Here is a 23,937-nt window from a genome sequence, read left to right on the forward strand (position 1 = left end):
CCATGAAACGCCAACTCATCCTCAGCTTTGCTTTCTCCGTACTGGCAGCCAACGTATTTGCCGCTTCTTCCGCTCAACCTGTAGTCGCCGAAGGTGGCTCGGATCGTCTGATCGAAAACCGCGTCGCCGAAGGTGGTTCCGACCGTCTGATCGAAAACCGTGTTGCCGAAGGTGGCTCTGATCGTCTGATCGAGAACCGTGTTGCCGAAGGTGGCTCCGATCGTCTGATCGAAAACCGTGTTGCCGAAGGTGGCTCTGATCGTCTGATCGAAAACCGCGTTGCTGAAGGTGGCTCTGATCGTCTGATCGAGAACCGTGTTGCCGAAGGTGGCTCCGATCGCCTGATCGAGAACCGTGTTGCCGAAGGCGGTTCCGACCGTCTGATCGAGAACCGTGTTGCCGAAGGTGGTTCTGACCGTCTGATCGAGAACCGTGTTGCCGAAGGTGGCTCTGATCGTCTGATCGAAAACCGCGTTGCCGAAGGTGGCTCCGATCGCCTGATCGAAAACCGCACCGCCTGACACCTTCCCTATGACCTGATCGAGAACGTCGTATGACTCGATGGCAAGCGCAGCCCCACAAGGCCGGCCTGATAAGCCGGCCTTGGTTTTTTCAGGAATAGAAAGCCCCGCGCACTGCGCGAATGAGCAGCCCCGTGTCGACCCCAGGCAATCGACCGCCCCGCCCCCGCTCTATGGTGAACGCCCTTTGATCATTCACCGGAGCACCCCATGGCCAACAAACCGATCACCGTTCTGCGCGATACCCAGCCGATGCCCGTCGTCGATGCCTGCAAGTGGGAGCGCATCGAAGGTGAGCCGCACACCGTCAACCTCAATGCCTACACCTCCGAAGACGGCAGCAAGATCATGGGCACCTGGATCTGCACGCCCGGCAAATGGCGGGTGGAGTACGTGAAGTGGGAGTACTGCCACTTCCAGGAAGGCTACTGCATCATCACCCCGGACGGCATGGAGCCGATTCACCTCAAGGCCGGCGACATCTTCGTGGTTGAACCCGGCATGAAAGGCACCTGGGAAGTAGTGGAAACGGTGCGCAAGTACTTCGTGTTCGCCTGACGCTGAGCTGACAGCGGAGCAGCGGCTTGAAAAACGCAGGAACTTGGCCTATTCAAAACGGTCAGTGCTGCGCCGCCGACCTGGCGGTTCCCTCATCACGGACGGCCCACAAGGCCTTTCAGCAAGGAATCATCATGAACCGACTCAAACTGCCGCTGCTCTCCCTCGCCTGCGCCCTGCCGCTGGCCGCCTGCGCCGCCACCCCGGAGGCGCTCAAGCCCTACCCCGCCGCTGCCGACGGCTATAACCGCCATGTGATCGAGCTGCCGGCGCAAGCCAATGAAGCCGAGCACAAGGTTGAGATCATCGCCGGCAAGACCCTGGAAGTGGATTGCAACCAGCAACGCCTGGGTGGTCAGTGGCAGGAAAAGACCGTGGAAGGCTGGGGCTACAGCTACTACGAGCTGGGCCAGGTCGGCCCGGCCATGAGCACGCTGATGGCCTGCCCGGACGGCAGCCGCAAGCAGGCCTTCGTGCGCGTTGGCGGTGAGCCACAACTGGTGCGCTACAACAGCAAGCTGCCGCTGGTGATCTACGCGCCGAAGGATGTCGAAGTGCGCTACCGCGTGTGGTCTGCAGCCGCCGAAACCAGCACCGCACCGCGTCAGTAAGCCCTCCCCGACATGCCAGCCCCTCGGGGCTGGTGTTTCAATCGGGTAACACCCATGAAAAAGGCTCTAGATAGCGGTTATGGGACTGGCTGCAGCGATAGGCACAGCTATGCTCAAGGAGCACTTTTCATCAGCCATCACTGCAGCGTTCGTACGTATCGGAGTTGCCATGGACATAGAGAGTCTGTTCGCCCAACTGCATACCCTGCCCAGCATTCCCAAGGTTGCGCAGGATCTGATCCAACAGTTCGACAACCCTGCCTCAAGCCTGGAAAGCGTGGCGCGTAATATCGAGCGCGACCCGGTTATCGCTGCCAAGGTGCTGCGCCTGGCCAACTCGCCACGTTTTCGCGGGGCCCGTGAAGCGGTGAGCGTCGAGGACGCCGCCATGCGCCTGGGCTTCAACACCCTGCGCACGCTGGTGCTGGCTTCGGCGATGACGGGCGCGTTTCAGGTCGATACCGGCTTCGACCTCAAGGGTTTCTGGATTCGCAGCTTTCGCGTCGCCAGTATCGCCCGCAGCCTGGCCAAGCAGTTGAAGCTGGACACCGACGCCGCCTTCACCTGCGGCATGATGCACAACATCGGCGAATTGCTGATCCAGACCGGCGCGCCGGATTTCGCCCGGCGCATGAACCGTCATCCGAAACGCGAGGCCGCCGCCCACGCCGCCGAGGAAACCCTGCAACTGGGCTTCGGCTACCCGGAAGTGGGCGCTGAACTGGCGCGCCGCTGGCAGCTGCCGGCGCTTATCCAGCAAGCGATCGCTTATCAGGCACGTCCGACTCAGGCGCCCAGTGATGGCCGCTACGCGCGCCTGGTCGCACAGTCGGTGATAGTCGCGGAAACCATCGAGCTGGACGGCGTCAGCGAACAGGCACGACAGAGCCTGGAAGGCCCATTGTTCGAGGAAGTCGACCTGAACAAACTGTTCGAAGCCTTGCCAGCGGTGCTGGAGGCGGACAAGGCGTTTGCCGAACTGCTGGGCTGAACACAGAGCCTGCTCAACGTCTCGCGAGCCAGAGCTTTGAGCAGGCTCTTGGGAACACCAGGTGATCTCCCTCGAGTCAGCGCCGGGCAAGCCTTGCCGGAAGGAAATTGACAACCACAACCACGACTGACTCCAGCCTGATCCTTAGCCTGGCTTCTTGCCGGAGTCAGCCTTGGCCGCGATGGCCAGCGCCATGACGACCTCCCGCACGACCTTGCGCTGCGTAGCAGGCAGAGCCAGGAAGGCCTCGATCACCTCGCGCTCCTGATAGAACTTGGGATCTTCCCAACGGCCACGCTGCTCGCGTACGGCGGCACCGGCCTGTGCGCCAAAGCGCAGTACCTGCGGTTCAATACGCAGCCACTCGGCAAGCACCTGCAATTTGTCCTGCGACGGTATCGCCTCGCCACGCAACCAGCGGGAAACCGCCTGGAAGGTCACGGAACGGCCCCAGTAACGCGAATTGAACTCGCGTTCGAGCACGGCGGGGCGATCTGGATATCCAGCCGCAATCATGGCGCTACGCAGGCGCTGGGCGAATTCGGTTTTCTCGGTCATGGACGCGGACGTTAAATTCCGCTTCCATGCTTGATTGAACAGTAAGTTGTATATTAAATGAAATTCATGGTTTCATCGCATTCAACAGGCCGTTGTTTCACGCACTAGGGAGGGCGCCATGACCAGTCCGATCAACCCCGTCTTCGAAGACATCCGTCTCACCGTACAGCGCGCCGCCGATGGCCGTTTCTGGTTCGTCGCGCAGACCATTTGCCAGGCCCTGGAACTGGCCGACGAACAAGCCGCCCTGCTGCTTCACTGTCGACCGGAAGGCATTCTCTTCGGCAACGAGGAAACGCCTCAAGCCATGATCGACCTGGAGAACCTGCTACGCCTGAGCCTGAGCAGCACCAGCCCACGCGCTGAACGTCTGCGCAGTTGGCTCTGCCAAGTCCTGCTGCCGCACCTGTTCAGCAGCTCCAGCCTGCCCAGCTATCGACAGCTGAGCACGGCAAACAAACGCCTGCGCGTACTCAAGTGGCACGACGACTGGTGGATGTCGGTGAATGACGTGATGCAGGTTTTCGGCACCCGGGCGGAGCTGCTGGCGATGAGCGAGGACCCGTGCTGCAGCTGAGCACGACACCGGGGCCCGCTCGCCAGACTTGCTGACAGCGACCGGTCAGCGCATGCAGCACTGCTTGTATTTCTTGCCGCTGCCGCAGCTGCACGGGTCGTTGCGCCCGACCTTGGCGTCATCACGGCGAACCGGCAGCAGCGGGTCCAGGTTCTGCTGCCAGTACTCGTAAAGCTCGACGGCGGCCGGTTCCAGCATCGCTGTGCTGGCGTCGTATTCGGCATCGGTCATGGCCTTGAGCGTCTCGCTGCCACTTTCGTCGCCGTGCAGAGTGATCAGCGCCAGGGCCGCCTGCGCCGACTCGGGCAGCGCTTGCTCCAGCCAACCGGCAACCGCCGCACCACGCAGGTAGCCCGCACACCACTCGGAAACGATCAGCTTCTCGCCCTTGCCGTTGTTGTCGGCCAGGAAGATCGCCTCATAGTCATCTGGCTCCTCGCTGAGCATGTAGGCCGCCTCGCTCATCAGCTCCACCGCCAGCTTCATGAAACGCTCACCATCCTTGTCGCTGGGCCATTGCGGCGGCTGGCCGGCCCAGATCGCCGAATACCAGACGGCCGGCGCGACCTGGCGCGGGCCGGAGACGATGGCGGCGAAATAACCGTCCAGCTCGCTGGCGGACAGGATCGAGTCATCGTTGCCGTACTTGAGCAGCCACTGATCGAGCTTCTCCAACCCTCTGTTGTCCATCGCCACGCCTCCGCCTGAAAAAGGCCGCTACTGTACAGCCATCGGGACGAGTTGCCAGCGCCGTCCGGCATCTGGCGAGTGCCCTCGTCGCCGCTGCCCGCTACAATGCGCGCCTTGCCCGTGTGCCAGCCTGATAAAAGAAAACACCATGTCCTTGCCCAAGAACCACCTGGAACTGCTCAGCCCTGCGCGTGACGTCGAGATCGCCCGCGAGGCCATTCTGCATGGCGCCGACGCCGTCTATATCGGCGGCCCGAGCTTCGGCGCGCGGCACAATGCCTGCAACGAAGTGAGCGATATCGCCAGGCTGGTGGAGTTCGCCCGCCACTATCACGCGCGGGTGTTCACCACGATCAACACCATCCTGCATGACGATGAGCTGGAGCCGACGCGCACGCTGATCCACCAGCTCTACGACGCGGGCGTGGATGCGCTGATCGTGCAGGACATGGGTGTGATGGAGCTGGATATTCCGCCTATCGAGCTGCATGCCAGCACCCAGACCGACATCCGCACCCTTGAGCGGGCGAAGTTTCTCGACCAGGCCGGTTTTTCCCAACTGGTACTGGCGCGCGAGCTGAACCTGCAGGAAATCCGCCAGATTGCCGATGCCACAGACGCGGCCATCGAGTTCTTCATCCACGGCGCGCTGTGCGTGGCCTTCTCCGGCCAGTGCAACATCTCCCACGCGCAGACCGGGCGCAGCGCCAACCGTGGCGACTGCTCGCAAGCCTGCCGCCTGCCCTACACCCTCAAGGATGAGAAAGGCGGCGTGATCGCTTACGAGAAACACCTGCTGTCGATGAAGGACAACAACCAGAGCGCCAACCTGCGCGCCCTGGTCGAGGCTGGCGTGCGCTCGTTCAAGATCGAGGGCCGCTACAAGGATGTGGCCTACGTGAAAAACATCACCGCCCACTACCGCCGCGAACTCGACGCCATTCTCGAAGACCGCCCGGACCTGGCCCGCGCTTCCAGCGGCCGTACCGCGCACTTCTTCGTGCCCGATCCGGACAAGACCTTCCACCGCGGCAGCACCGATTACTTCGTCACCGAGCGCAAGGTGGACATCGGCGCCTTCGATTCGCCCACCTTTACCGGCCTGCCGGTTGGCAGCGTGGAGAAGGTCAACAAGCGCGATCTGATCGCCGTCACCCATGAGCCGCTGTCCAATGGCGACGGCCTCAACGTGCTGGTCAAGCGTGAAGTGGTGGGCTTTCGCGCCAACATCTGCGAACTCAAGGGTGAGTTCGAGGAAGACGGCGAGAAGCGCTACCGCTACCGCGTCGAGCCCAACGAAATGCCCGAGGGCCTGTTCCGTCTGCGCCCGAATCACCCGCTCTCGCGCAACCTCGACCACAACTGGCAGCAGGCGCTGCAACGCACCAGCGCCGAACGCCGTATCGGCGTCAGCTGGAAGGCCGAGCTGCGCGAAGATGCGCTCAAGCTCACCGCCACCAGTGAAGAAGGCATCAGCGTCGACGTCGCCCTGCCCGGCCCGTTCGGCGTCGCCAACAAACCGGAACAGGCGCTCGATGGCCTGCGCGACCTGCTCACCCAGCTCGGCACCACCATCTACCACGCGCAGAGCGTGACGCTGGATGCCCCGCAGGCGTTCTTCGTGCCCAACTCGCAGCTCAAGGCGCTACGCCGCGACGCCATCGAGGCGCTGACCGCAGCGCGCGTCGCCGCCCATCCGCGTGGTAGCCGCAAGGCCGAGACCGACCCGGCGCCGGTGTACCCGGAATCGCACCTGTCGTTCCTCTACAACGTCTACAACCAGAAGGCGCGCGACTTCTACCATCGCCATGGCGTGCAACTGATCGACGCGGCCTACGAGGCCCACGAGGAAACCGGCGAAGTGCCGGTGATGATCACCAAGCACTGCCTGCGCTTCTCCTTCAACCTGTGCCCGAAGCAGGCCAAGGGCGTCACCGGCGTGCGCACCAAGGTGGCGCCGATGCAGCTGGTGCACGGCGATGAGGTGCTGACCCTGAAGTTCGACTGCAAACCCTGTGAGATGCACGTCATCGGCAAGATGAAGGGCCACATCCTCGACCTGCCGCAGCCGGGCAGCGCCGCGACCCAGGTGGTCGGCCACATCAGCCCGGACGATCTGCTCAAGACCATTCGTCAGAAGCCGGGCTATAGCCACTGAGCCCAGCCTCGCCTGTTCCCGGTAGCCCGGATTGCATCCGGGCTACCACAACAGCCGCCAGCGAGCTCCTAAGGATCGCGAATCAGGCCCGCGCTGCACTCGCCGGGCTGAGCATCTCGATCTCGCGAATCTCGAAATCACGACGCAGGTAGTCCATGCGCTGGTCATGGAACTCGCGCATGTGCGGCAGGGCCGTGTGCTCGGCCAGCGCCTCCCGTGATGCCCACACCTCGTAGAAGATGAACAGGGTCGGGTCCTGGGCGTCACGCAGCATGTGATATTCGATGCAGCCGGGTTCGGCGCGGCTGGGCTCGACGTAAGCACGGAACAGTTGCTCGAAGGCCTCGGCCTGCTCGGGTCTGGTGTGGGCGTGAAGGATGAAGCCGTACATGGGTGCAAGCGCCTCGATGCGGGAAGATGCCTCACCTTAACGCAGCATTCGACTAGCCTTTCATGATTTTCAGTCAACAATCATTTGACCGCTTCGGGGTGTTTCGCACGCGCAGGGCCCGATAACCTGCCGCCACATTTTTGGAGAACCCCCCATGAAAAAGATCGTCCTGCTCAACGGCGGCAAAGCGTTCGCCCACTCCCACGGCCAGTACAACAGCACCCTGCACGATGCGGCGGTGGCCTTCCTCGACCGCGCCGGCTTCGACGTCAAGACCACCTTCATCGACGGCGGCTATGACGTGGAAGAAGAAGTACAGAAATTCCTCTGGGCCGATGTGGTGATCTACCAGATGCCCGGCTGGTGGATGGGCGCACCCTGGACGGTGAAGAAGTACATCGACGAGGTGTTCACCGCCGGCCACGGCAGCCTTTATGCCAACGACGGGCGTACCCGCTCCGACGCCTCGCAGAAGTACGGCAGCGGCGGGCTGATTCAGGGCAAGCAGTACATGCTGTCGCTGACCTGGAACGCCCCGGTGCAGGCCTTCGAAGACCCGACCGACTTCTTCGAAGGCAAAGGCGTGGACGCGGTGTACTTCCCCTTCCACAAGGCCAACGAATTCCTCGGCATGAGCGGTCTGCCCACCTTCATCTGCAACGACGTGATGAAGGTGCCGAACATCGAGCAGGACGTGGCGCGCTACGAGCAGCACCTGGCTCAGGTGTTCGGCGTCAACTGAAGCAGGCGCTCACTCATTGCCCGCCGAACAACGCCGTCCAGTAGATGCCGGCGTCGCTCTGCGGGTCGTTGGCATAGGCAGCGCCTAGCTCGCTGAACTCCGGGTTCATGATATTGGCGCAGTGTCCGGAGCTGGCCAGCCAGCCCTCGACCACCTTGGCGGTGGTATCCAGCGCCGCGGCGATGTTCTCGCCGACCTTGGTACCGCTGTAACCCGCCAGTTCCGCGCGGTCACCCGGCGTCAGGCCGTCACGCCCCTGGTGGGCGAAGAAGTTGCCGTTGGCCATGGCCCGGCTGTGGCTCTCGGCGGCGCTACCCAATTCGGCATTCCATACCAGCGGCGCGGTGGCAGCAAAGCGCTGGTCACCGCATTGGCGTGCCTCGGCGCGGGCAGAGTTGATCAGCAAGAGCAGACTTTCCCCCTCGGTCTGCCAGGTTTGCAGGCGCCCACTGAGCAGCGGCCGTGCCAGCACGATGCGCCAGTCACGATCCTGCTGGCTGACGCCGATATCGATGAATTGCGGATCGAGCAGCACGCGGCAGAAACTCTCGCTCAATGCCTGCATGGCCGCCTGTGCATTGCGCGGGCCGGAGAGCGTGATGGCCTGTACGTTGACCAATGGGTAACCGGCCGCGCTCAGCGAATCCTGCAGATCCGCGGTGCCATTGGCCGGCAGAATCAGGCGTGGGTCATTGGTCAACGGCGGCAGTGGCTCGGAGGCCTGCACGCCACAGCGCTGCACCTCGCTGCGATAGCTGTTGATCGTCTCGATCAGCGTAAGGTCCTCGGCGGCCTGGGCTGCGCCGCCAATGCCCATCAGCAGCAGCGCCAGCAGGCAGCGTTGCCATCCCCATTTGTCCATTGTTGTTGTCATACCGCCCTCTCCCAACTAACGTCGTGATTCTGACGCAATTTCCGGCGCAGGATCATGGCCGGTTTCCTGGCCCCATCGAACGCCCGCGCACACTGGCATCGCGGCCGAACGGCAGGGTTCCTGCATGACGCCCTCTGCCGTCATCGAACAATTTACGCACTTGCCTCTCCCGCTAGAGAACACTGATGCCCGGTTACTTCGCCAAGAACGAACAACATCGTCGCCTGGTCCTCAAAGCCTTGCTATGGATCACCTTGAGTGGTGGTTTGTTCTTCTCCGTGGTCAATCTGCTGCACGACAACTGGCTGCTGGCCGGCCTGGAGATCGGCTACGCCGCTGTGTCGCTGTATCTGCTGACCATCGTCGACCGAACGCGCAACCTGCAGCTATTGACCGCGGTTTACCTGCTGCCGTTCTTCAGCATCATGATTTTGGCGCTGGCTCAGACCCACACCAGCTTCGCGGTGTTCGCCTGGATTCAGTCGATTCCGATCATCTGCTACCTGCTGCTGGGGTTGCGCCTGGGCATGTACGGCTCGGTGTTGTTCGTCGGCATCGGCCTGTTCGTCTTCAGCCGGCGGTTTTCTTCCGATCAATTGCTGCAAAATGTCGAGATCATCGCCAATCTAGGCCTGGCCAGCCTGGCGGTGATGATCTTTGCGCACATCTACGAACGCAGCCGCCTTCTCAACGAGCAGCGCCTGACCGATCAGGCAACCACCGATTCCCTGACCGGCTTGCCGAACCGGCTGAAGCTGGCCGAGGTATTCGAGCGCGAGCGTGCCCATGCACAGCGCAATGGCACGCCGCTTTCACTGGTATTCGTCGATATCGACCACTTCAAGCAGATCAACGACCGCTTCGGCCACGAGGTCGGCGACCGCGCCCTGGTTCACTTCGCCACGGTGCTGGCGCAGCGTTTGCGGGTCAACGATCTGTTCTGCCGCCTGGGCGGCGAGGAATTTGCCGTGCTGTTGCCAGGCAGCAAGGCGACGCAAGCGCGAGAAATCGCCGAGAGCCTGCGCGATCGCCTGGCTGCGCAGCCGCTGGCGGTGGATGAGGCCACGCTACACATGACGCTGAGCGCCGGGGTGGCCTGCTTCGGGGTGGACGGGCAATCACTGGACGAGCTGATGCTGGCGGCGGACCGGCGCACCTATGCGGCCAAACGCGCCGGGCGCAACCGGGTGATTACCCGAGAGGACGTAGAGCCCGCTCTGGGCTGAACGGGTTCGGATCAGACGTAGATGCTGACGCCGCCCTTTTCCTGCAACCACTGACGGTAGGTCTCCAGCGAGTCGGTCTGCTTGTCGCCGTTGTAGCCGGAGATACGCACACTGCCATCCATGCCGGCGTCCACCATCTTCTGTACCTGCGCCAGCAGCGTGGCGGCATCGTCGCGATCGAGCTGCATCACATCCGGCAATTGGATCACCGAAGGCGCCGCAGGCTGACTGTCGCCACTGCCCTGCACCGGGTTGCTGGGCTGCGCTGCGCCGCCATGCATCGCACGCAGCAGTCCACCCTCACTGCGCGCCACCACCTGTTTGGCGAAACGCCTCAGGTCGGCCAGCGGGTCCTGAGTGGCCTGGTCGCCTGCTTCGCCACTGGTTGCACTCGAGCGATTGTTGAGCTGACTGCCGTAGTAGCTGAGCATGGCAGGCGTGCTGTTGTTGATACTGGTCATGAGACCTCCGCGAAATCCGTTCGCCTCATGCGAAGCAGATTCCGGGCCAGTCGCTGCAGGCCAGTCTCTACGCGGCTTGCACACACGTTCGCGGCAGTGACTTGCCACCGCGGGGCAAGGTTTTGCCTGTGCCAGTCACCCCAGCAGATCGACCATTACCGCATTGCTGTAGATCAGGCAGCCATCTTCGGCGCTGTAACCGACCAGATGAAACTGGCCACGCCCCTCCTCGCCGCCAAGGTACACGCGCCATTTGCATTCGCTCAGCGGGCCGAAGCCGTCGGGCATGACCAACTCCAGTGTCTGCATGTCGGCGTCGATCATCGTGTCTCTGAGCCCGCTGCGTTGCAGCTGCTCCTCGGCCTGCTCAAGGCGCAGGTGCTCGGCCTCGCTGACATGGAACTGCAGGGTCCCGATGGGTATGGATTTGCTGTCATTGTCGGCCTTGCGCCAACCGTCGATGCTCAGGGTGTTCATCTGCAAGCCTCCTCAGTGAAACCCGAGTTCAAGGCATATGCCCACTTACAGAAGATGGGACAAGCCAGACGCCGAGGCGACTCCTGACGAATGGACGAACGGCCGACCGTTTGCTTGTCGAGGCGATTGCGCTAGGCTCTGCACCTTCATTGATAGGAGGTACTCCCATGGCCCGCGCCACTGCCCGCCACATCCTGGTTGCCAGCGAAGACAAGTGCAACGAACTGAAAGCCGCCATCGAAGGTGGGGCCGACTTCGCCCAACTGGCCAAAGACAATTCCTCCTGCCCGTCCGGCCGCAGCGGCGGCGACCTGGGCTCGTTCGGCCCCGGTCAGATGGTCAAGGAATTCGACACCGTGGTCTTCAGCGCGCCGGTCGGCGTGGTGCAGGGCCCGGTGAAGACCCAGTTCGGTTATCACCTGCTGGAAGTCACCAGCCGTCAGGACTGATCGTTCGCTACGGAAGGGCCGCCAGTGCGGCCCTTCTGTTTTCCCAAGCCTTTTCAGCACCCTGTAGTAGGGCTCTGGGTTTCACCATGAAACGTGGTATTCGGCTCGCGTCCATCCTCCTGGTATTCATCTGCCTGTCGCTGGCGTTGCTGACCGCCTGGCAGGTCTGGTTCTCGCGTGAACGCGCACTGCAAGAGCTGAACGTGGCCAACCTCAACCTGGCCCAGGCGCTGGACAACTACACGGAAGGGGTCATTCGCCAGTCGGAACTGGTGCTGATCGACTTGGCCGAGCGCATGCAATACAGCGGTCTGGCCGTGCACGAACAAGAACGCCTGCAGGCACTGCTGCAGCAACAGAGTGAAGTGCTTGGGTTGGCCAATGCCATCGTCATCTACGACGAGCAGGGCAACCGCCTGCTGGCATCGACCCTGCCGCCAGGACACAATCTCAACGCTGCCGATCGCGCATTCTTCATCCATCACCGCAACGATCCTTCCACCGGCACTTTCATCGGCCCCACCATCAAGAGCCGTATTACCGGTGACTGGGTCTTCACCGTCAGCCGTCGCCTGAACGACGGTGAGGGTCGTTTCGCCGGCGTGGTAGCCGTGACGCTGGGCGTCGAGCACTTTCTGAGCTTCTTCGGCAGCCTGGATCTCGGCAAACACGGCTCGATGAGCCTCTCCACCGGCGACGCCAAACTGCTGTTTCGCCAGCCATTTCGTGAGCAGGATGTCGGCCTGGACTGGTCCGACTCACCCATCCTGCAACAGCTGCGCGAACACCGTGAAGGCACCAGCGTACAGACCTCCCGCATCGATGGTGTCGAGCGTGTATATGCCTTCCGCCGCAATGATCGCCTGCCGCTGATCACCATCGTCGCACTTGGCCGCGACGACGCCTTGGCAGCCTGGCGCCGCAACGCCGAGCTGTTCACCGCGCTGATCATGCTGTTGCTGGCTGCCGTGAGCATCATTGGCCAATACCTGATCGTCGATATCCGCCGTCGTTCGCGCGCCGAGGCGCAACTGCTCAACGCCCGCGAGGAACTCCTTGATGCCAACGCCCGGCTGGAGGTTCTCGCCTCACAGGATGGCCTGACCGACCTGGCCAACCGCCGCAGCTTCGACCAGACCCTGGAAATGGAAATTCGCCGCGCGCAGCGTCGCGGCTCCTCCCTGTCACTGCTGCTGTTCGATATCGATATGTTCAAGCGTTACAACGACCACTACGGTCATGTAGCTGGTGATGACTGCCTGCGAGCCGTGGCAGAGGTGCTCAAGCAGTGCGTACGCCGGCCCGGCGATCTGGCCGCCCGTTATGGCGGCGAGGAGCTGGCAGTGATCCTGCCGAACACCACACTTGAAGGGGCTGAAGCCGTCGCCAAAAGCTTCATGCAGAGCCTGGAACAGCGCGACCTGGAGCACCAGGCAAGTCCCTTCACGAGGATCACGGTGAGTGCCGGCGTGGCCAACCTGACGGCGGATCAGCGGGACAGCATGAGGCAGGCACTGGCGCTTATCGAGGCGGCCGATCAAGCGCTTTATCGAGCCAAGAACAATGGCCGAAATCGACTGGAAAGTACTGGAGTGCATGCTTGACGGCAGAGGTGACAAGGCTCGTGAAGCGGTTCAGCATCGCTTCGACGTCTCTGCCTCGGATGAATGGCCACAATGAGCAACAGCACCCAGCACCCGCTGCAACACCTCGCCCAGAACCTGCTTGGCAAGGCAATCCACGAGCTCGAGCCGGAAGAAAGCCATGTGCTCGAACAGATTCGCCAGCGCCGCCCCATCAGCCGTGACGTCGCCGATGCCTCGGATGAGCAGTCGTCCTTCGGCGAGCGGCTGTCGGACAAGGTCGCCGCAGTCGGTGGCTCCTGGACCTTCATCATCTGTTTTTCGCTGACCATGCTCGGCTGGATGCTGCTCAACACTGACGTGCTGTCGCACTTCGGCATGACCTTCGACCCCTACCCTTACATCTTTCTCAACCTGATGCTGTCGACCTTGGCGGCCATCCAGGCGCCGATCATCATGATGAGCCAGAACCGCCAGGCGACGAAGGATCGTCTGGCTGCACGCCTGGACTTCGAGGTGAACCTGCGCGCCGAACTGGAAATCATGCGCCTGCACGAGAAGATCGACCAACGCATCCAGCAACGCCTGGATCAGATCCTCGAACGCCTGCCGGAACAACGCCCGCAAGACTGAGGCAGTTGTTGCAGGGTGCGCCGTGTGCACCAGGGCGTCGGCAGTATCGGATCACGATTCAGGAAGCGCCCTACGGCAGCGTCGCCTCGCGTCGACGCCAACCATCGAGCAGACGCCCGCCCCAGACGTTGATCAGCAGCCCGGCCATGACCAGCGCCGCGCCGACCATCTGCAAGCTGCCGAGACGTTCGCCCAGCAGCAGCGCCGAGGAGCTGATGCCCACCACCGGCACCAGCAGCGAGAACGGCGCCACCTGGCTGGCCGGATAGCGCGACAGCAGTCGGCTCCAGAGCCCGTAACCGAGAATGGTGGCGCCGAATGCCAGGTAGGCCAGCACCAGCAGCGAGTCCAGGCTGAAGGTACGCAGCGACTGGCTGATCAGCTCCGGCCCTTCCAGCCACAGCGACAGGGCCAGAAATGGCAGCGGCGGTATCAGGCTGCCCCAGACCACCAGGCCGACCAGATTGACCTTGCCCAGCTTGCGGGTGACCACATTGCCCAGCGCCCACATCGAGGCCGCCGCAATGGTCAGGGCGAAGCCCGCCAGAGTCATCGCCTGCCCGCCCTGCAAGCCGATCAACACCAGGCCGCTGGCTGCCACCAGCAGGCCGAACAGGTTGCTGCCGCGCAGCCGCTCACCGAGAAACAGCGCGGCGAAGAACAGGGTGAAGAACGCCTGCGACTGCAGCACCAGCGACGCCAGGCCGGCCGGCATGCCGACGTACATGGCATAGAAGAGAAAGGCGAACTGCCCCACTGAAATGGTCATGCCATAGGCCAGCATCCAGCGCAGCGGCACCTGCGGGCGACGCACGAAGAGAATCGCCGGAAAGGCCGCGAGCATGAAGCGCAGGGCGCCCATCAGCATAGGCGGCATGCCGTGCAGGCCGACCTTGATCACCACGAAGTTCAACCCCCAGACGACGATCACCAGCAGCGCCAGCAGCAGATCCTTGGGTGTCATGAGCACGAACCTCGGGTTGAGTGAGCCGGCATTAGAGCAGCCTCGCCCCGCAGCAGACAGACACAGAGGCCGAGGAAAAAAGCCACACAGACACTGGCGGCTGCTAACCTGCGCGCTTTTGTAGCGTTACGCCAAGCCCATGACTCTGCACGATTTCCTTCTGTTCGCCTTGCCCGCGGTGTTTCTCACCGGGCTGTCCAAGGGTGGCTTTGGCGGCGCCCTGGGCGGCATCGCCGTGCCGTTGCTGGCCCTGGCCACTTCGCCGAAACAGGCGGTGGCGGTCATGCTGCCGATTCTCTGTCTGGCCGATGTGGTGGGCCTGAAGGCCTACTGGGGCAAGTGGGATATGGCCAACCTCAAGGTCATGCTGCCGGGCGCGGTGATCGGTATCGCCATCGGCTCGATGACCTTCGGTTTGTTCGACGAGCGCGCCATCGGCCTGCTGATCGGCGCCATCGCCATCACCTTCGTCGGGCTCGGTCTGGTGCTTGGCAACCAGGCGCCACGCCCACTGCAAAGGGGGCGCGGCACACTGCTGTCGAGCCTGGCCGGCTTCACCAGCTTCGTCGCCCACGCTGGCGGCCCGCCGGTGATGATGCACCTGCTGCCGCAGCAGCTGGACAAGGTGCGCTTCGTCGCCACCATCAACCTGTTCTTCCTGCTGACCAACGCCGCCAAGCTGTTCCCCTACGCGGCGCTGGGCCAGTTCACCCAGGACAATCTGCTGCTGAGCCTGATGCTCGCGCCCATCGTCCCGCTGGGCGTTTGGAGCGGCCTGTGGCTGCAGTCACGAGTCAACCACCTGTGGTTCTACCGTATCGCGCGGCTGGGCATTCTCATGGCGGGTGTGCAGCTGATCTGGCGTTACCTCTGACGCCTGCTAAGGCTTTGTACGAAAAGTCATCGAGCGATGGTCAGGCAAGGCGAAACCCCTCGAAGAACGCACTGGGCTCGCATGCGAGTTTACGTGTTGTAAATGAGCATAACTCGCTTCGCTCGCCCTCCGGGCCGCGCTGAAGCGCGTTAGCCGCAAGCGGCTTGCTGAGAGGGGGTTCAACGCAGCATCACCGAGCGCAGGCACCTTTCGTACAATGCCTAAGGCTGCAACCCCAGCAGTTCGCGTAACTCACGCGCAGTGGGCATGCGCGCCGACACGCCGCTGTTGAAATCGAAGGACTTGGCGCTGGCCAGCGGCCCGACGATCACCGGATCGAAGCCGGCATCGGTCACCAGACGCGCTGCCACCTGCAGCGCCGCCTCGTCATCCGCGGCCAGCGGGATGGCCAGTTTCTCGCCGCTACGATGGGCCTGGCTGCGCAGGTTGTGCGCGGAAATGGCGTTGAACGCGCGCACCAGGCGCACGCCTGGCAGAAACTGCTGCGAGGCCAACCCGGCGCCCATCTCGACCGCCGCCTCGGCCATCGGACCATCGCGACCGGGTCGTGGATTACCGGCGTCCAGCACCACCTTGCCGGCCAACTCAGTGGCGTAGTCGCGGCCGACCTGCGGCGTCGCGCCATAGGGCACCGCCAACATGATCACCTCGCCAAAGGCCGCCGCCTCACGCGGGGTGCCGACGCGGGCACGCTCGCCCAGCTCATCGGCCAGCGGCTGCAGACGTTCGGGATTGCGCGAGGAAATCATCACCTCGTGCCCGGCTTCGACCCACAGCCGCGCCAGCGCGCTGCCGATGTTGCCAGTGCCGATGATGCCGATACGCAAGGCTTCCGCCTGCACCAGTGCCGGGGCGCCACCCAGCAGCACAAGCAGGCCGAGCGCGGCGGCGAAACGGTGAAGTAAACGGGGCATGCTGAGTTCCTCGAGCGAGTGGCGACGAAGAGCAAGCATAGAAAAACCAGACACAGTGACGAGCAACGATTCGCAACAGGGTGTTGCCCGCCAGCTATGCTTGAAAGGCGATACCGCATTGCAGTCGGCTACAGGAGCCGAGGAGGTGGCAGTGACCCGAACCCATCCCCCCAGTCAATGACCTACTTCCCGGAGACACGATCATGAGCAAAAGCATGGATTCACACAAAGAAGGCAAGAAGAAGCCGCTGAAAACGGCGCACGAGAAACGCATGGCCAAGCGCGAGAAGAAGCACGGCCAGACCCTGCTCGGCAGTCACTCGCCGACCGCCTGAGCCCCGGCATGCCGGCGCAGCCTCGCTGCGTCGGCACTCCCCTGACGCAAAAACACCATCCGGGAAATTGCGCGTGCCGCCGGCGCCGCAAGGCACTAGAATCCGCAGCCTAAGTGATCGTCCGGCCGCCCCTGCGCGCCGCGATACCATTTCACCTATCGGCCAGGAGACCCCAGATGGGCGCCCAGTGGAAAGCCAAACCCAAAGAAGCCGCCGCCAATGCCCGAGGCAAGATCTTCGGCAAGCTGGTGAAGGAAATCATGCTCGCCGCGCGTAACGGCGCTGACCCGGACATGAACCCCAAGCTGCGCCTGGCCGTGCACCAGGCCAAGAAAGCCTCGATGCCCAAGGACACCCTGGATCGCGCCATCAAGAAAGGCGCGGGGCTGTCCGGTGAAGTGGTCAACTACGAGCGTACCCAGTACGAGGGTTTCGCCCCGCATCAGGTGCCGGTGATCGTCGAGTGCCTGACCGACAACGTCAACCGCACCGTCGCCGAGATTCGCGTGCTGTTCCGCAAGGGCCAGCTCGGCGCCTCCGGCTCGGTCAGTTGGGACTTCGACCACGTTGGCCTGATCGAAGCCACCACCGAAGAGGGCGCCGACCCGGAACTGGCCGCCATCGAAGCCGGCGCCCAGGACTTCGTACCCGATGACGAGGGCTCGACCCTGTTCATCACCGACCCGACCGACCTCGACGCCGTGTGCAAGGCGCTGCCGGAGCAGGGTTTCACCGTCAACTCGGCCAAGCTCGGCTACCGTCCAAAAAACCCGGTAAGCAGCCTGACGCCGGAGCAGATGGAAGAAGTCGAAGCCTTCCTCGAGGCCATCGACGGCCATGATGACGTGCAGAACGTCTATGTCGGCCTCGCTGGCTGAGAACCTGTTTACGATCTGCTGCGCGTCGGCCGGGCGTTGTTTAAAACAGGCCCGGCTCTAGCTCGCTAGATCGTAAAAAGCTTCCAAGGCGCCACGGGCGCCCTGACCGGGCCTCTTTTCCATGATCACCACCCTGCATATCGCCGCTGCCTGCCTGTTCGACGAACGAGGCCGCCTGCTACTAGTGCGCAAGCGCAACACTCGTTTCTTCATGCTGCCCGGCGGCAAACGTGAAGCGGGCGAAGACGCGCTGTCGGCGCTCGAGCGTGAACTACTCGAAGAGCTCGAATTACAACTGGGCGCAGACGCCCTGCAACCGCTCGGCCAGTTCCAGGCGCCCGCGGCCAACGAGGCCGATACCTGGGTGCAGGCAGACATCTATCGCGCCGCCCTGCCCCACACGGTGCAGCCGGCCGCCGAGTTGGAAGAGCTGCGCTGGCTCGACACCAACCAGCCCCTGCCCGATGACCTGGCACCGCTGCTACGTGAACAGGTGCTGCCGGCTCTGCAACGCCTGCCGTCCCTGTAGGACCGTCGCCAGCGGCATCAAAAACCGCTCCCGGCAGTTTCTTGATCCACGACAACGCGGGTGACAACTCCAGCGATTAGGCTGCGCCGATAAACAGAACCATTCGCCTTGCCTGCAAACCCCACAGGAAACGAGGTTTGCCATGAGTATCACGTCCGCCCAGATCTGCCAGGCCGCCGACCAGTTGCAGGGCTTCGTCGGCTACAACGCCAAGACCGAGCAGTACCTGCTGCGTTTTTCCGAGGACAGCTTCGGCCTCGACGTACCGGCCGACACCATCACGCCCACTTGCGAATACGTCTGGCACGCTGACGACGGTGAGCTGATGCGCCTGGATCGCCAGCGTCTGGCCTGGCTACAGGAACAGCGCATCGATGACCGGGTCAACCTCAGTGAACCACTGCGCGTCTATCTGCGCCGCAGCGATTTGCCGGAGATCCGTGCGGAGCGGCGGCGCCTGACACCGGCCTGAGATTCAGCCAGTTTCGGGGCATTCGGTGCGCACGGCGCACCCTACGGCAGAGTCGCGTCAAACGTCACCGTACGGCAACTACCCGTAGGGTGCGCCGTGCGCACCAACCCGCGTATACCTCAACCCAATAAGCGCATCGAGACGGCGCCAAGACCCACGCCGATCAGCAGCAATACGACTCCGCCCAGCCACAGCTTGCCCGCACTGTTCGCCGGTGGCGCGGCAACGGGCGCGGGTTTGGCCTGAGCCGCACGCAGCGGATTGGCAGCCGCCGGCGCTGCCTTGGCGCTGGCACGCGCTGCTACCTGCGGCACCGGGGCGATCTGCGTGGCGCCACCGCCAGCCACCTTGGCAGCCAGCGCAGGCGGCAGGTCCGCCACGCGCATGAACTGGGTGGCATCCTCGTCGGGCGCATCGCTCACGTTCACCTTCGGCCCGATCACCAGCAGCGTCACCGTGCCCATCTTCAACTGATCGCCAGGTTGCAATACGGCGGTCCTGACCTTCTGCTGGTTGACCAGTACACCGTTGGCCGAGGCAAGGTCCTTGACCTCCAGCACGTCGTCCTTGAGAAAGAACTCGCAATGCCGGCGCGACAGTTCCAGATCGCTGAAGCACAGCTCGCACTTGCTCGAACGACCGAAGGTCATCGAGCCGTGGATATGAAACTTGCGCCCCTGGTGTTCGCCCTGAATCACCTGCAGAAACCAGCGCGGCGCAGCAGCCTCGGGCCGGGCAGCGCTTTTCGCCGGGTCGATCAGCTGCAGCTCGACGACACCCAGGCGCAGGCGATCACCATCGCGCAGCTGAAAGCGTGTACCGACACGCTGGTCGTTGACCCAGGTGGCGCCCTGACCGGCATCACTCAGGTAGTAGTAGCCGTGATCCTGGCGGATCTCGGCGTGGAAGCTGGCGATTCCGGCATCGCCAAGCACCAGTTGGTTGCGGCTGTCCTGACCGATGGTGAGGCGTTCGTCGGTCAGCCAGACCGGCGCTTGGCGGTTATCCAGAAACTGCAGTCTGAGCATCGTGGTCGCCTCGGGTCAGTCGAATAGGTTGTTCAGCAAGCGCTTGATCGGGTTCTGCTGGGCCGGCTGCGCGCTGCGTGGGCGGCTCGCCGCCTGACGCACGCGCTGTTCGTGGCTGTCATAAAGGGCCAGCAGCCGTTCGTTGTCGGGCTCGGCCTCGAGGCCTTGCTTGATCTGTTCCAGCGCCAGGTTGTATTCACGCCGCGCATAGGCGGCCTCGCTCTGTTCGATGAAACGCTGCGCCACCCGGTTGATGCCAGCCAGGGCCAGCAGGTTGTCCGGTTCCCAGCCAAGCACTTGGCGGAAGTAATGCACCGCGCTGTCGTCTTCCGGCAGGATCAGCAAGCCCTCGGCGAGGCGTTGCTCGGCCAGGTCGAGATATTGCTGGATACGTGCCTGCAGCACGCGCTGCAAACCGTCGTTGGCCTGCTGGTTGTCCTCGTCCAGGGCCAGCGTCTGGCGAAAATAGTAGTCGGCGTTGTCCTGCGCAGGGGTCAGCAGGTGCCCCTCGCTCAAACGCGTTTCAGCCAGGGCGAGCAACCCGGCGATGCGCTGCTGCAGCTGCCAGTAGTAGCCACCTGTGCTCCCCACGGCTAGCAATAGCAGGCCAAGCACGGCCCAGGGCAGCCAGCGCCGCCGGGAGGGACGAGGCGGCAGGCTGACGGCCGGGCTCAGACGGGTCTGGTCCTGATCGGCGTCCTGCAGCTCATCGAGGCTGGCCAGCAGCACGTGGCAGTCGGCGAAGCGATCTTCCGGGTCCTTGGCCAGCATGCGGTCGAGTAGCCATTGCAGCTCGCCCAGCGACTCCGGAAGCGGCGGCGCCTCTAGCTGCAATTGATTCATCAGGGTCTGGGTGTAGTTGCCGCCGCGAAAGGGGTTATGCCCGCTGAGCATCTCCAGCAGGATCACGCCCAGGCTGTAGATGTCGCTGCGCGCGTCCAGCGCCTGACACTGCGCCTGCTCGGGGCTGCTGTAGGCCGGGCTGCCGACGGCGATGCCAGACTGGGTCAGTTCGCTGTCGAGCAGCAGCTGCTTGGCCACGCCAAAGTCGCTGAGCACGGCGGTGCCATCGTCACGAAAGAGGATGTTGCCGGGCTTGATGTCGCGGTGCACCAGGCCCTTGTCGTGCACCAGTGCCAGGGCGCTGGCAATCTGCCGGACGATACGCAGCGCACGCGCCGGCTCCAGGCGCTGCCCCTTGTACTGGGCCAGATCACCGCCCGCCAGATACTCCATGGCGAGAAAATGGCGGCCGTCGTCCAGTTGGTCGATACGGTAGATGGTGATGATCGAAGGATGCTGCAGGGAGGCGACGGTATGGCCTTCCTTGATAAAGCGCTGGGTGAAGGCTGCGTCCTCGCGGTGCAGCAGCACCTTGAGCGCCACCTGGCGCTGCAACGCCTGCTCGGTAGCCAGATAGACCTCGGCCATGCCGCCTTTGCCCAGGCGGTGATGAATGCTGTAACCGGGTACGCTGATGGAAGGCTGACTCATGCGGCTCGACTGGCGCTCAGGGTTGAAGGGATTTGAACAGCTTGCGCAGCAGACCGGGGATCGGCACTTCGCGGGGTTCGGTCGTCGGGCCAAGGCCCAGGACGATGCAGCTGATATTGTCTCTGCCGCCATGGCTATTTGCCAGCCCCACCAGTTGCTCGACCATCGCCTCCAGCGTGTCCGCTTCGGCGCAACAGCGCTGGATGGCAGCATCGTCCAGCTCGTTGGTCAGCCCGTCACTGCACAGCAGCAGCAGTTCGTCCGGCGCCAGTCGGACCCGCAGCAGACCGACTTCAGGCGCCTGCCCGACCTGCCCCAGGCACTGCAGAATCACGTTGCGGCGCGGGTGCTCGCGCGCCTCCTCGGCGCTCATCCGGCCAACGTCGACCATGGCCTGGACCCAGCTGTGGTCGTGACTGAGCTGCTCGATATGTTCGCTACCGATGCGATAGGCGCGGCTGTCGCCGACCCAGGCCAGCTCGAATTCATCCCCGTCCTGGCGCACGGCAACCAGGGTGCTGCCCATGCCGGCCTCGCCCGCACCAGGCTGCGCCGCCGCTATGATTGCCAGATGGGCGGCATGCACCGCTGCAAATAGCTCCTCGCCCTGTTGCACGGCACCCACCACTTCCTCCAGCGCCAGGGCACTGGCCACCTCGCCACGCGCGTGCCCGCCCATGCCATCGGCCAGCGCCCACAACCCCAGATCGGGACGACAGACCACGGCATCCTCGTTATGCGTGCGTACCTGGCCGGCAACGCTCTGCGCAGCGAACACCACGGATACAGGGGAAGGCTGAGACACGCGGCGAATCCTTGAGCAAAATGCGATTACCCATGATGCGGCGACGTGAACGGGCTGTCACCGCCCGCAAGGCCGTAAATGCGCAACCGTTAACCAAAATGCGATGCTTAAATAAGCCGCCAGATGCTTCCCGCCTGAACCCATGATCACACCGCGCTTTCGCTGTCTTCCCCTGCAGTTGCGACCTCTGGTCGACAAGTTCTACCGCGACCACCGCTCGCCGATGCGCAGCCAGGCGGGGGATGAGCTGTGGGTGGCGCAAAGCGCCAGCGAGATCGTCGCCGCCCTCAGCCTTCGCCCGCTAGCAGGCGGGCAGTGGCTGACCGGCCTGTTCGTCGCCCCTGCGCTGCGACGCCAAGGCGTGGCAGCAGCGCTGCTCGGCCACAGCCTGGCGCTGCATCCCGAGCCCGTCTGGCTGTTCTGTCATCCCGAGCTGCGCAGCTTCTATCAGCGCCTGGGTTTCGAGGACTGTCAAAGCCTGCCGACCGAGCTGGCCGAGCGGCTGACCCGCTATCAGCGCAACAACTCGCTTGTCTCGCTGCGCATCCACTGAGCAGCCTATCGGCCTGGGCGAAAATACTGGCACTTTGCTCAGGAATGCCCCTTGCCATTAGCGGTCAAAGCTCTGCATGCTTGTTCCATAACAACGAAAAGAAACGCTATGGCTACCCAGACCGCTCGCTTGCTGAAGCGCCTGCGCAACGATTTCCAGCTATCGATCATCACCCTGATGGGGCTGTTCGGGGTCATCGGCATCTCGCCTTATGCCGTCTACCGCCTGCTACACGGCAACTACCTGGTCGGTATCGCCGACACCGTCATCGTCTTTTCCACACTGTTCGCCGTGCTCTATGCTTGGGTCACCCGCGACACGGTCAAGCCCGGTATCTACCTGGCGGCCGTGTTCTCTGTCGGCGCCACGCTGATCGCCATCAACCTGGGGGTCAACGGCCTGTTCTGGATCTATCCGCTGATCCTCTTCAACTTCTTCATGGTCACCCCTGGCAAGGCCCTGCTGGCCACTGCGCTGGTGCTGGTCAGCCTGGTCAGCCACGCCCTGCTGGTACCTGGCAGCGTGTTCGAAAGCCACTACCAGATGGTGTCGTTCCTGGTCACCTGCATGATGGCCAGCGTACTCAGCTTCATCTTCGCCTTTCGCACTCGCAACCAGCGCGACCAACTGCAATCGCTGGCCATTCATGACCCGCTGACCGGCGCCCGCAACCGCCGGGCGATGAACGAAGAGCTGAAGATCGCCATGGCCAGCCATCGCCGCCACAGCGACAGCTACGGCTTGCTGGTGATGGATCTGGATCACTTCAAGCAGATCAACGACCGCTTCGGTCATCACGTCGGCGATCAGGTGCTGGTGGCCTTCGTCGAGCTGATCAAACGCTGCTCACGCAAGGAAGATCGCTTGTTCCGCTTTGGCGGCGAGGAGTTTCTCCTGCTGCTACCCAACACCGAGCTGACGGGCCTGCAGGCCGCGGCGCAGAATCTGCTCAGTTGGGTGGCGCAGGAGCTCAAAAGCCCAGGCGGCGCGGTGACCGTCTCCATCGGCGGCGCCATTCTGCACAGTGGCGAGCACTGGGAGAGCTGGCTGCAGCGCGCGGATGAATGCCTGTATCGCGCCAAGAGCGAGGGGCGCAATCGCGCAGTGATCGCCGACGCTTCAAACGATCAGAGCAAGACTACCAACAGCCGCTGAGGCGTCAGCGGCTACGCTGCTGCTGATAACTGCCACTACCGGGCTGACGCTCGATGATCAGCCCGCCCGGATATTCGGTGCTCTGGCGGATGCCCCCACGGCTTTCTCTGGAATAGCTGCCATAACTGCTTTCCTGACGCACGCTGCCGTGCGGCAGACGCTGCCCACCGTAGAGATTGTGCTGCTGATAACTCGACGAACCCGAGACGCTACCGCTGGCCCCTGGGCTGACGTAGCTCTTGGGAATGACGCGAATGGTCTGCGGCTGATCGGCGAACGCAGCACTGGCGAACGCCGTCGCCAGGATCAGGACAAGCGAGCGAATGAACATGAGCAACTCCCCTTCGAGTCAGGGCCAGACGTCACGCGCCTGAGCCGAAAATCATCATCACACCGGCTTTGACAGTAACGCGAG

General features: G+C 63.2%; 29 protein-coding genes. 17 read left to right on the forward strand and 12 right to left on the reverse strand.

Translation table 11 applies throughout. From position 1 onward, the window contains the following. Positions 1–2: 2 nt before the first annotated feature. From BM186_RS16825 to BM186_RS16840, 4 genes are all read left to right on the forward strand, one after another. On the forward strand, positions 3–521 hold the full coding sequence (locus BM186_RS16825) for a phage infection protein (RefSeq protein ID WP_074916807.1): 519 nt from the start codon (positions 3–5) through the stop codon (positions 519–521). Between the two features lie 210 nt (positions 522–731). Continuing rightward, positions 732–1,079 carry a cupin domain-containing protein gene (locus BM186_RS16830; protein ID WP_072426305.1) on the forward strand — a complete coding sequence of 116 codons (348 nt, stop codon included), beginning with the start codon at positions 732–734 and terminating at the stop codon, positions 1,077–1,079. A 134-nt stretch (positions 1,080–1,213) separates the two neighbouring features. Continuing rightward, the gene (gene eco / locus BM186_RS16835; protein WP_074916808.1) at positions 1,214–1,690 is read left to right on the forward strand and encodes a serine protease inhibitor ecotin; all 477 of its coding nucleotides are present in this window, start codon (positions 1,214–1,216) and stop codon (positions 1,688–1,690) included. A 169-nt stretch (positions 1,691–1,859) separates the two neighbouring features. Next, a complete protein-coding gene (locus BM186_RS16840; RefSeq protein WP_072426307.1) occupies positions 1,860–2,681 on the forward strand; it encodes an HDOD domain-containing protein in 822 nt (273 codons plus the stop codon). Positions 2,682–2,825: 144 nt separating this feature from the next. Here BM186_RS16840 and BM186_RS16845 read toward each other — a convergent pair whose 3' ends face one another. Next, entirely contained in the window at positions 2,826–3,239 is a 414-nt protein-coding gene (locus BM186_RS16845) for a transcriptional regulator (RefSeq protein ID WP_072426308.1), read from the reverse strand. Between the two features lie 118 nt (positions 3,240–3,357). On the opposite strand from BM186_RS16845, the gene BM186_RS16850 reads away from it, so the two are divergent. Beyond that, positions 3,358–3,816, forward strand: coding sequence for a BRO family protein (locus BM186_RS16850; protein WP_074916809.1), 459 nt, complete (start codon positions 3,358–3,360; stop codon positions 3,814–3,816). Between the two features lie 45 nt (positions 3,817–3,861). On the opposite strand, the gene BM186_RS16855 is transcribed toward BM186_RS16850, so the two are convergent. Next, positions 3,862–4,506 (reverse strand): YecA/YgfB family protein, encoded by a 645-nt coding sequence (locus BM186_RS16855; RefSeq protein ID WP_072426310.1) that lies wholly within the window; start codon positions 4,504–4,506, stop codon positions 3,862–3,864. Between the two features lie 148 nt (positions 4,507–4,654). On the opposite strand from BM186_RS16855, the gene BM186_RS16860 reads away from it, so the two are divergent. Beyond that, positions 4,655–6,664, forward strand: a complete 2,010-nt coding sequence (locus BM186_RS16860; RefSeq protein ID WP_074916811.1) for a peptidase U32 family protein — start codon at positions 4,655–4,657, stop codon at positions 6,662–6,664. 82 nt (positions 6,665–6,746) lie between these two features. Here BM186_RS16860 and BM186_RS16865 read toward each other — a convergent pair whose 3' ends face one another. After that, a complete protein-coding gene (locus BM186_RS16865) occupies positions 6,747–7,055 on the reverse strand; it encodes a putative quinol monooxygenase (protein WP_074916812.1) in 309 nt (102 codons plus the stop codon). Between the two features lie 154 nt (positions 7,056–7,209). Here BM186_RS16865 and BM186_RS16870 point away from each other — a divergent pair, with 154 nt between their 5' ends. Then, the gene (locus tag BM186_RS16870) at positions 7,210–7,797 is read left to right on the forward strand and encodes an NADPH:quinone oxidoreductase MdaB (RefSeq protein ID WP_074916814.1); all 588 of its coding nucleotides are present in this window, start codon (positions 7,210–7,212) and stop codon (positions 7,795–7,797) included. 13 nt (positions 7,798–7,810) lie between these two features. Here the strand turns inward: BM186_RS16870 and BM186_RS16875 are convergent, their stop codons facing one another. Next, entirely contained in the window at positions 7,811–8,671 is an 861-nt protein-coding gene (locus BM186_RS16875) for a CAP domain-containing protein (RefSeq protein ID WP_083431619.1), read from the reverse strand. A gap of 185 nt (positions 8,672–8,856) precedes the next feature. On the opposite strand from BM186_RS16875, the gene BM186_RS16880 reads away from it, so the two are divergent. After that, on the forward strand, positions 8,857–9,897 hold the full coding sequence (locus tag BM186_RS16880) for a GGDEF domain-containing protein (RefSeq protein ID WP_074916816.1): 1,041 nt from the start codon (positions 8,857–8,859) through the stop codon (positions 9,895–9,897). Positions 9,898–9,908: 11 nt separating this feature from the next. Here the strand turns inward: BM186_RS16880 and BM186_RS16885 are convergent, their stop codons facing one another. Both BM186_RS16885 and BM186_RS16890 read right to left on the reverse strand, forming a co-directional pair. Further along, on the reverse strand, positions 9,909–10,358 hold the full coding sequence (locus BM186_RS16885) for a hypothetical protein (protein ID WP_074916818.1): 450 nt from the start codon (positions 10,356–10,358) through the stop codon (positions 9,909–9,911). A gap of 135 nt (positions 10,359–10,493) precedes the next feature. Further along, on the reverse strand, positions 10,494–10,835 hold the full coding sequence (locus tag BM186_RS16890; RefSeq protein WP_072426319.1) for a hypothetical protein: 342 nt from the start codon (positions 10,833–10,835) through the stop codon (positions 10,494–10,496). A 167-nt stretch (positions 10,836–11,002) separates the two neighbouring features. Between BM186_RS16890 and BM186_RS16895 the strand changes: the two genes are divergently transcribed. The 3 genes from BM186_RS16895 (at position 11,003) to BM186_RS16905 (ending at position 13,500) form a co-directional block, all read left to right on the forward strand. Continuing rightward, positions 11,003–11,284, forward strand: a complete 282-nt coding sequence (locus BM186_RS16895) for a peptidylprolyl isomerase (protein ID WP_003462270.1) — start codon at positions 11,003–11,005, stop codon at positions 11,282–11,284. Positions 11,285–11,370: 86 nt separating this feature from the next. After that, positions 11,371–12,888 (forward strand): sensor domain-containing diguanylate cyclase, encoded by a 1,518-nt coding sequence (locus BM186_RS16900; protein ID WP_074916819.1) that lies wholly within the window; start codon positions 11,371–11,373, stop codon positions 12,886–12,888. Between the two features lie 72 nt (positions 12,889–12,960). Beyond that, positions 12,961–13,500: a DUF1003 domain-containing protein gene (locus tag BM186_RS16905; RefSeq protein WP_072426321.1), complete on the forward strand. Its 540-nt coding sequence runs from the start codon at positions 12,961–12,963 to the stop codon at positions 13,498–13,500. Between the two features lie 70 nt (positions 13,501–13,570). Here BM186_RS16905 and BM186_RS16910 read toward each other — a convergent pair whose 3' ends face one another. Next, entirely contained in the window at positions 13,571–14,464 is an 894-nt protein-coding gene (locus BM186_RS16910; protein WP_074916821.1) for an EamA family transporter, read from the reverse strand. Between the two features lie 139 nt (positions 14,465–14,603). Here BM186_RS16910 and BM186_RS16915 point away from each other — a divergent pair, with 139 nt between their 5' ends. Next, positions 14,604–15,338 (forward strand): sulfite exporter TauE/SafE family protein, encoded by a 735-nt coding sequence (locus BM186_RS16915; protein WP_074916822.1) that lies wholly within the window; start codon positions 14,604–14,606, stop codon positions 15,336–15,338. A 221-nt stretch (positions 15,339–15,559) separates the two neighbouring features. On the opposite strand, the gene BM186_RS16920 is transcribed toward BM186_RS16915, so the two are convergent. After that, positions 15,560–16,273 (reverse strand): NADPH-dependent F420 reductase, encoded by a 714-nt coding sequence (locus BM186_RS16920; protein WP_074916824.1) that lies wholly within the window; start codon positions 16,271–16,273, stop codon positions 15,560–15,562. A gap of 511 nt (positions 16,274–16,784) precedes the next feature. On the opposite strand from BM186_RS16920, the gene BM186_RS16925 reads away from it, so the two are divergent. The 3 genes from BM186_RS16925 (at position 16,785) to BM186_RS16935 (ending at position 18,487) form a co-directional block, all read left to right on the forward strand. Further along, positions 16,785–17,486 carry a YebC/PmpR family DNA-binding transcriptional regulator gene (locus BM186_RS16925; protein WP_017674922.1) on the forward strand — a complete coding sequence of 234 codons (702 nt, stop codon included), beginning with the start codon at positions 16,785–16,787 and terminating at the stop codon, positions 17,484–17,486. A gap of 121 nt (positions 17,487–17,607) precedes the next feature. Next, entirely contained in the window at positions 17,608–18,015 is a 408-nt protein-coding gene (locus tag BM186_RS16930; protein WP_072426325.1) for an NUDIX hydrolase, read from the forward strand. Between the two features lie 142 nt (positions 18,016–18,157). Further along, complete coding sequence (locus BM186_RS16935; protein WP_072426326.1) at positions 18,158–18,487, forward strand: DUF2025 family protein; 330 nt, start codon at positions 18,158–18,160, stop codon at positions 18,485–18,487. 119 nt (positions 18,488–18,606) lie between these two features. Here the strand turns inward: BM186_RS16935 and BM186_RS16940 are convergent, their stop codons facing one another. The 3 genes from BM186_RS16940 to BM186_RS16950 are packed head-to-tail and all read right to left on the reverse strand — an operon-like array spanning position 18,607 to position 21,814. Then, complete coding sequence (locus BM186_RS16940; RefSeq protein ID WP_074916826.1) at positions 18,607–19,515, reverse strand: FHA domain-containing protein; 909 nt, start codon at positions 19,513–19,515, stop codon at positions 18,607–18,609. Between the two features lie 15 nt (positions 19,516–19,530). Beyond that, positions 19,531–21,009: a serine/threonine-protein kinase gene (locus tag BM186_RS16945; RefSeq protein ID WP_074916828.1), complete on the reverse strand. Its 1,479-nt coding sequence runs from the start codon at positions 21,007–21,009 to the stop codon at positions 19,531–19,533. Between the two features lie 16 nt (positions 21,010–21,025). After that, positions 21,026–21,814 carry a PP2C family protein-serine/threonine phosphatase gene (locus BM186_RS16950; RefSeq protein ID WP_074916830.1) on the reverse strand — a complete coding sequence of 263 codons (789 nt, stop codon included), beginning with the start codon at positions 21,812–21,814 and terminating at the stop codon, positions 21,026–21,028. 142 nt (positions 21,815–21,956) lie between these two features. On the opposite strand from BM186_RS16950, the gene BM186_RS16955 reads away from it, so the two are divergent. Together BM186_RS16955 and BM186_RS16960 are read left to right on the forward strand one after the other, a co-directional pair. Further along, entirely contained in the window at positions 21,957–22,367 is a 411-nt protein-coding gene (locus tag BM186_RS16955; protein WP_074916832.1) for a GNAT family N-acetyltransferase, read from the forward strand. 108 nt (positions 22,368–22,475) lie between these two features. Continuing rightward, positions 22,476–23,522: a GGDEF domain-containing protein gene (locus BM186_RS16960; protein ID WP_074916834.1), complete on the forward strand. Its 1,047-nt coding sequence runs from the start codon at positions 22,476–22,478 to the stop codon at positions 23,520–23,522. Between the two features lie 4 nt (positions 23,523–23,526). Here BM186_RS16960 and BM186_RS16965 read toward each other — a convergent pair whose 3' ends face one another. After that, a complete protein-coding gene (locus tag BM186_RS16965) occupies positions 23,527–23,853 on the reverse strand; it encodes a hypothetical protein (RefSeq protein WP_074916835.1) in 327 nt (108 codons plus the stop codon). Positions 23,854–23,937 lie beyond the last annotated feature (84 nt).

Source organism: Ectopseudomonas toyotomiensis (genome assembly GCF_900115695.1).
In the GTDB taxonomy this organism is placed as follows: Bacteria; Pseudomonadota; Gammaproteobacteria; order Pseudomonadales; family Pseudomonadaceae; genus Aquipseudomonas; species Aquipseudomonas toyotomiensis.

Excerpts from the sequence above, each read along its gene's own strand:
- BM186_RS16905 (WP_072426321.1), top strand. The coding sequence starts at position 12,961 with ATGAGCAACAGCACCCAGCACCCGCTGCAACACCTCGCCCAGAACCTG.
- BM186_RS16925 (WP_017674922.1), top strand. The coding sequence starts at position 16,785 with ATGGGCGCCCAGTGGAAAGCCAAACCCAAAGAAGCCGCCGCCAATGCC.
- BM186_RS16855 (WP_072426310.1), bottom strand. The coding sequence starts at position 4,506 with ATGGACAACAGAGGGTTGGAGAAGCTCGATCAGTGGCTGCTCAAGTAC.
- eco (WP_074916808.1), top strand. The coding sequence starts at position 1,214 with ATGAACCGACTCAAACTGCCGCTGCTCTCCCTCGCCTGCGCCCTGCCG.
- BM186_RS16875 (WP_083431619.1), bottom strand. The coding sequence starts at position 8,671 with ATGACAACAACAATGGACAAATGGGGATGGCAACGCTGCCTGCTGGCG.
- BM186_RS16915 (WP_074916822.1), top strand. The coding sequence starts at position 14,604 with ATGACTCTGCACGATTTCCTTCTGTTCGCCTTGCCCGCGGTGTTTCTC.
- BM186_RS16910 (WP_074916821.1), bottom strand. The coding sequence starts at position 14,464 with ATGACACCCAAGGATCTGCTGCTGGCGCTGCTGGTGATCGTCGTCTGG.
- BM186_RS16870 (WP_074916814.1), top strand. The coding sequence starts at position 7,210 with ATGAAAAAGATCGTCCTGCTCAACGGCGGCAAAGCGTTCGCCCACTCC.
- BM186_RS16830 (WP_072426305.1), top strand. The coding sequence starts at position 732 with ATGGCCAACAAACCGATCACCGTTCTGCGCGATACCCAGCCGATGCCC.
- BM186_RS16960 (WP_074916834.1), top strand. The coding sequence starts at position 22,476 with ATGGCTACCCAGACCGCTCGCTTGCTGAAGCGCCTGCGCAACGATTTC.
- BM186_RS16840 (WP_072426307.1), top strand. The coding sequence starts at position 1,860 with ATGGACATAGAGAGTCTGTTCGCCCAACTGCATACCCTGCCCAGCATT.
- BM186_RS16945 (WP_074916828.1), bottom strand. The coding sequence starts at position 21,009 with ATGAGTCAGCCTTCCATCAGCGTACCCGGTTACAGCATTCATCACCGC.
- BM186_RS16940 (WP_074916826.1), bottom strand. The coding sequence starts at position 19,515 with ATGCTCAGACTGCAGTTTCTGGATAACCGCCAAGCGCCGGTCTGGCTG.
- BM186_RS16900 (WP_074916819.1), top strand. The coding sequence starts at position 11,371 with ATGAAACGTGGTATTCGGCTCGCGTCCATCCTCCTGGTATTCATCTGC.
- BM186_RS16850 (WP_074916809.1), top strand. The coding sequence starts at position 3,358 with ATGACCAGTCCGATCAACCCCGTCTTCGAAGACATCCGTCTCACCGTA.
- BM186_RS16890 (WP_072426319.1), bottom strand. The coding sequence starts at position 10,835 with ATGAACACCCTGAGCATCGACGGTTGGCGCAAGGCCGACAATGACAGC.
- BM186_RS16955 (WP_074916832.1), top strand. The coding sequence starts at position 21,957 with ATGATCACACCGCGCTTTCGCTGTCTTCCCCTGCAGTTGCGACCTCTG.
- BM186_RS16845 (WP_072426308.1), bottom strand. The coding sequence starts at position 3,239 with ATGACCGAGAAAACCGAATTCGCCCAGCGCCTGCGTAGCGCCATGATT.
- BM186_RS16920 (WP_074916824.1), bottom strand. The coding sequence starts at position 16,273 with ATGCCCCGTTTACTTCACCGTTTCGCCGCCGCGCTCGGCCTGCTTGTG.
- BM186_RS16865 (WP_074916812.1), bottom strand. The coding sequence starts at position 7,055 with ATGTACGGCTTCATCCTTCACGCCCACACCAGACCCGAGCAGGCCGAG.
- BM186_RS16880 (WP_074916816.1), top strand. The coding sequence starts at position 8,857 with ATGCCCGGTTACTTCGCCAAGAACGAACAACATCGTCGCCTGGTCCTC.
- BM186_RS16965 (WP_074916835.1), bottom strand. The coding sequence starts at position 23,853 with ATGTTCATTCGCTCGCTTGTCCTGATCCTGGCGACGGCGTTCGCCAGT.
- BM186_RS16930 (WP_072426325.1), top strand. The coding sequence starts at position 17,608 with ATGATCACCACCCTGCATATCGCCGCTGCCTGCCTGTTCGACGAACGA.
- BM186_RS16860 (WP_074916811.1), top strand. The coding sequence starts at position 4,655 with ATGTCCTTGCCCAAGAACCACCTGGAACTGCTCAGCCCTGCGCGTGAC.
- BM186_RS16935 (WP_072426326.1), top strand. The coding sequence starts at position 18,158 with ATGAGTATCACGTCCGCCCAGATCTGCCAGGCCGCCGACCAGTTGCAG.
- BM186_RS16825 (WP_074916807.1), top strand. The coding sequence starts at position 3 with ATGAAACGCCAACTCATCCTCAGCTTTGCTTTCTCCGTACTGGCAGCC.
- BM186_RS16885 (WP_074916818.1), bottom strand. The coding sequence starts at position 10,358 with ATGACCAGTATCAACAACAGCACGCCTGCCATGCTCAGCTACTACGGC.
- BM186_RS16895 (WP_003462270.1), top strand. The coding sequence starts at position 11,003 with ATGGCCCGCGCCACTGCCCGCCACATCCTGGTTGCCAGCGAAGACAAG.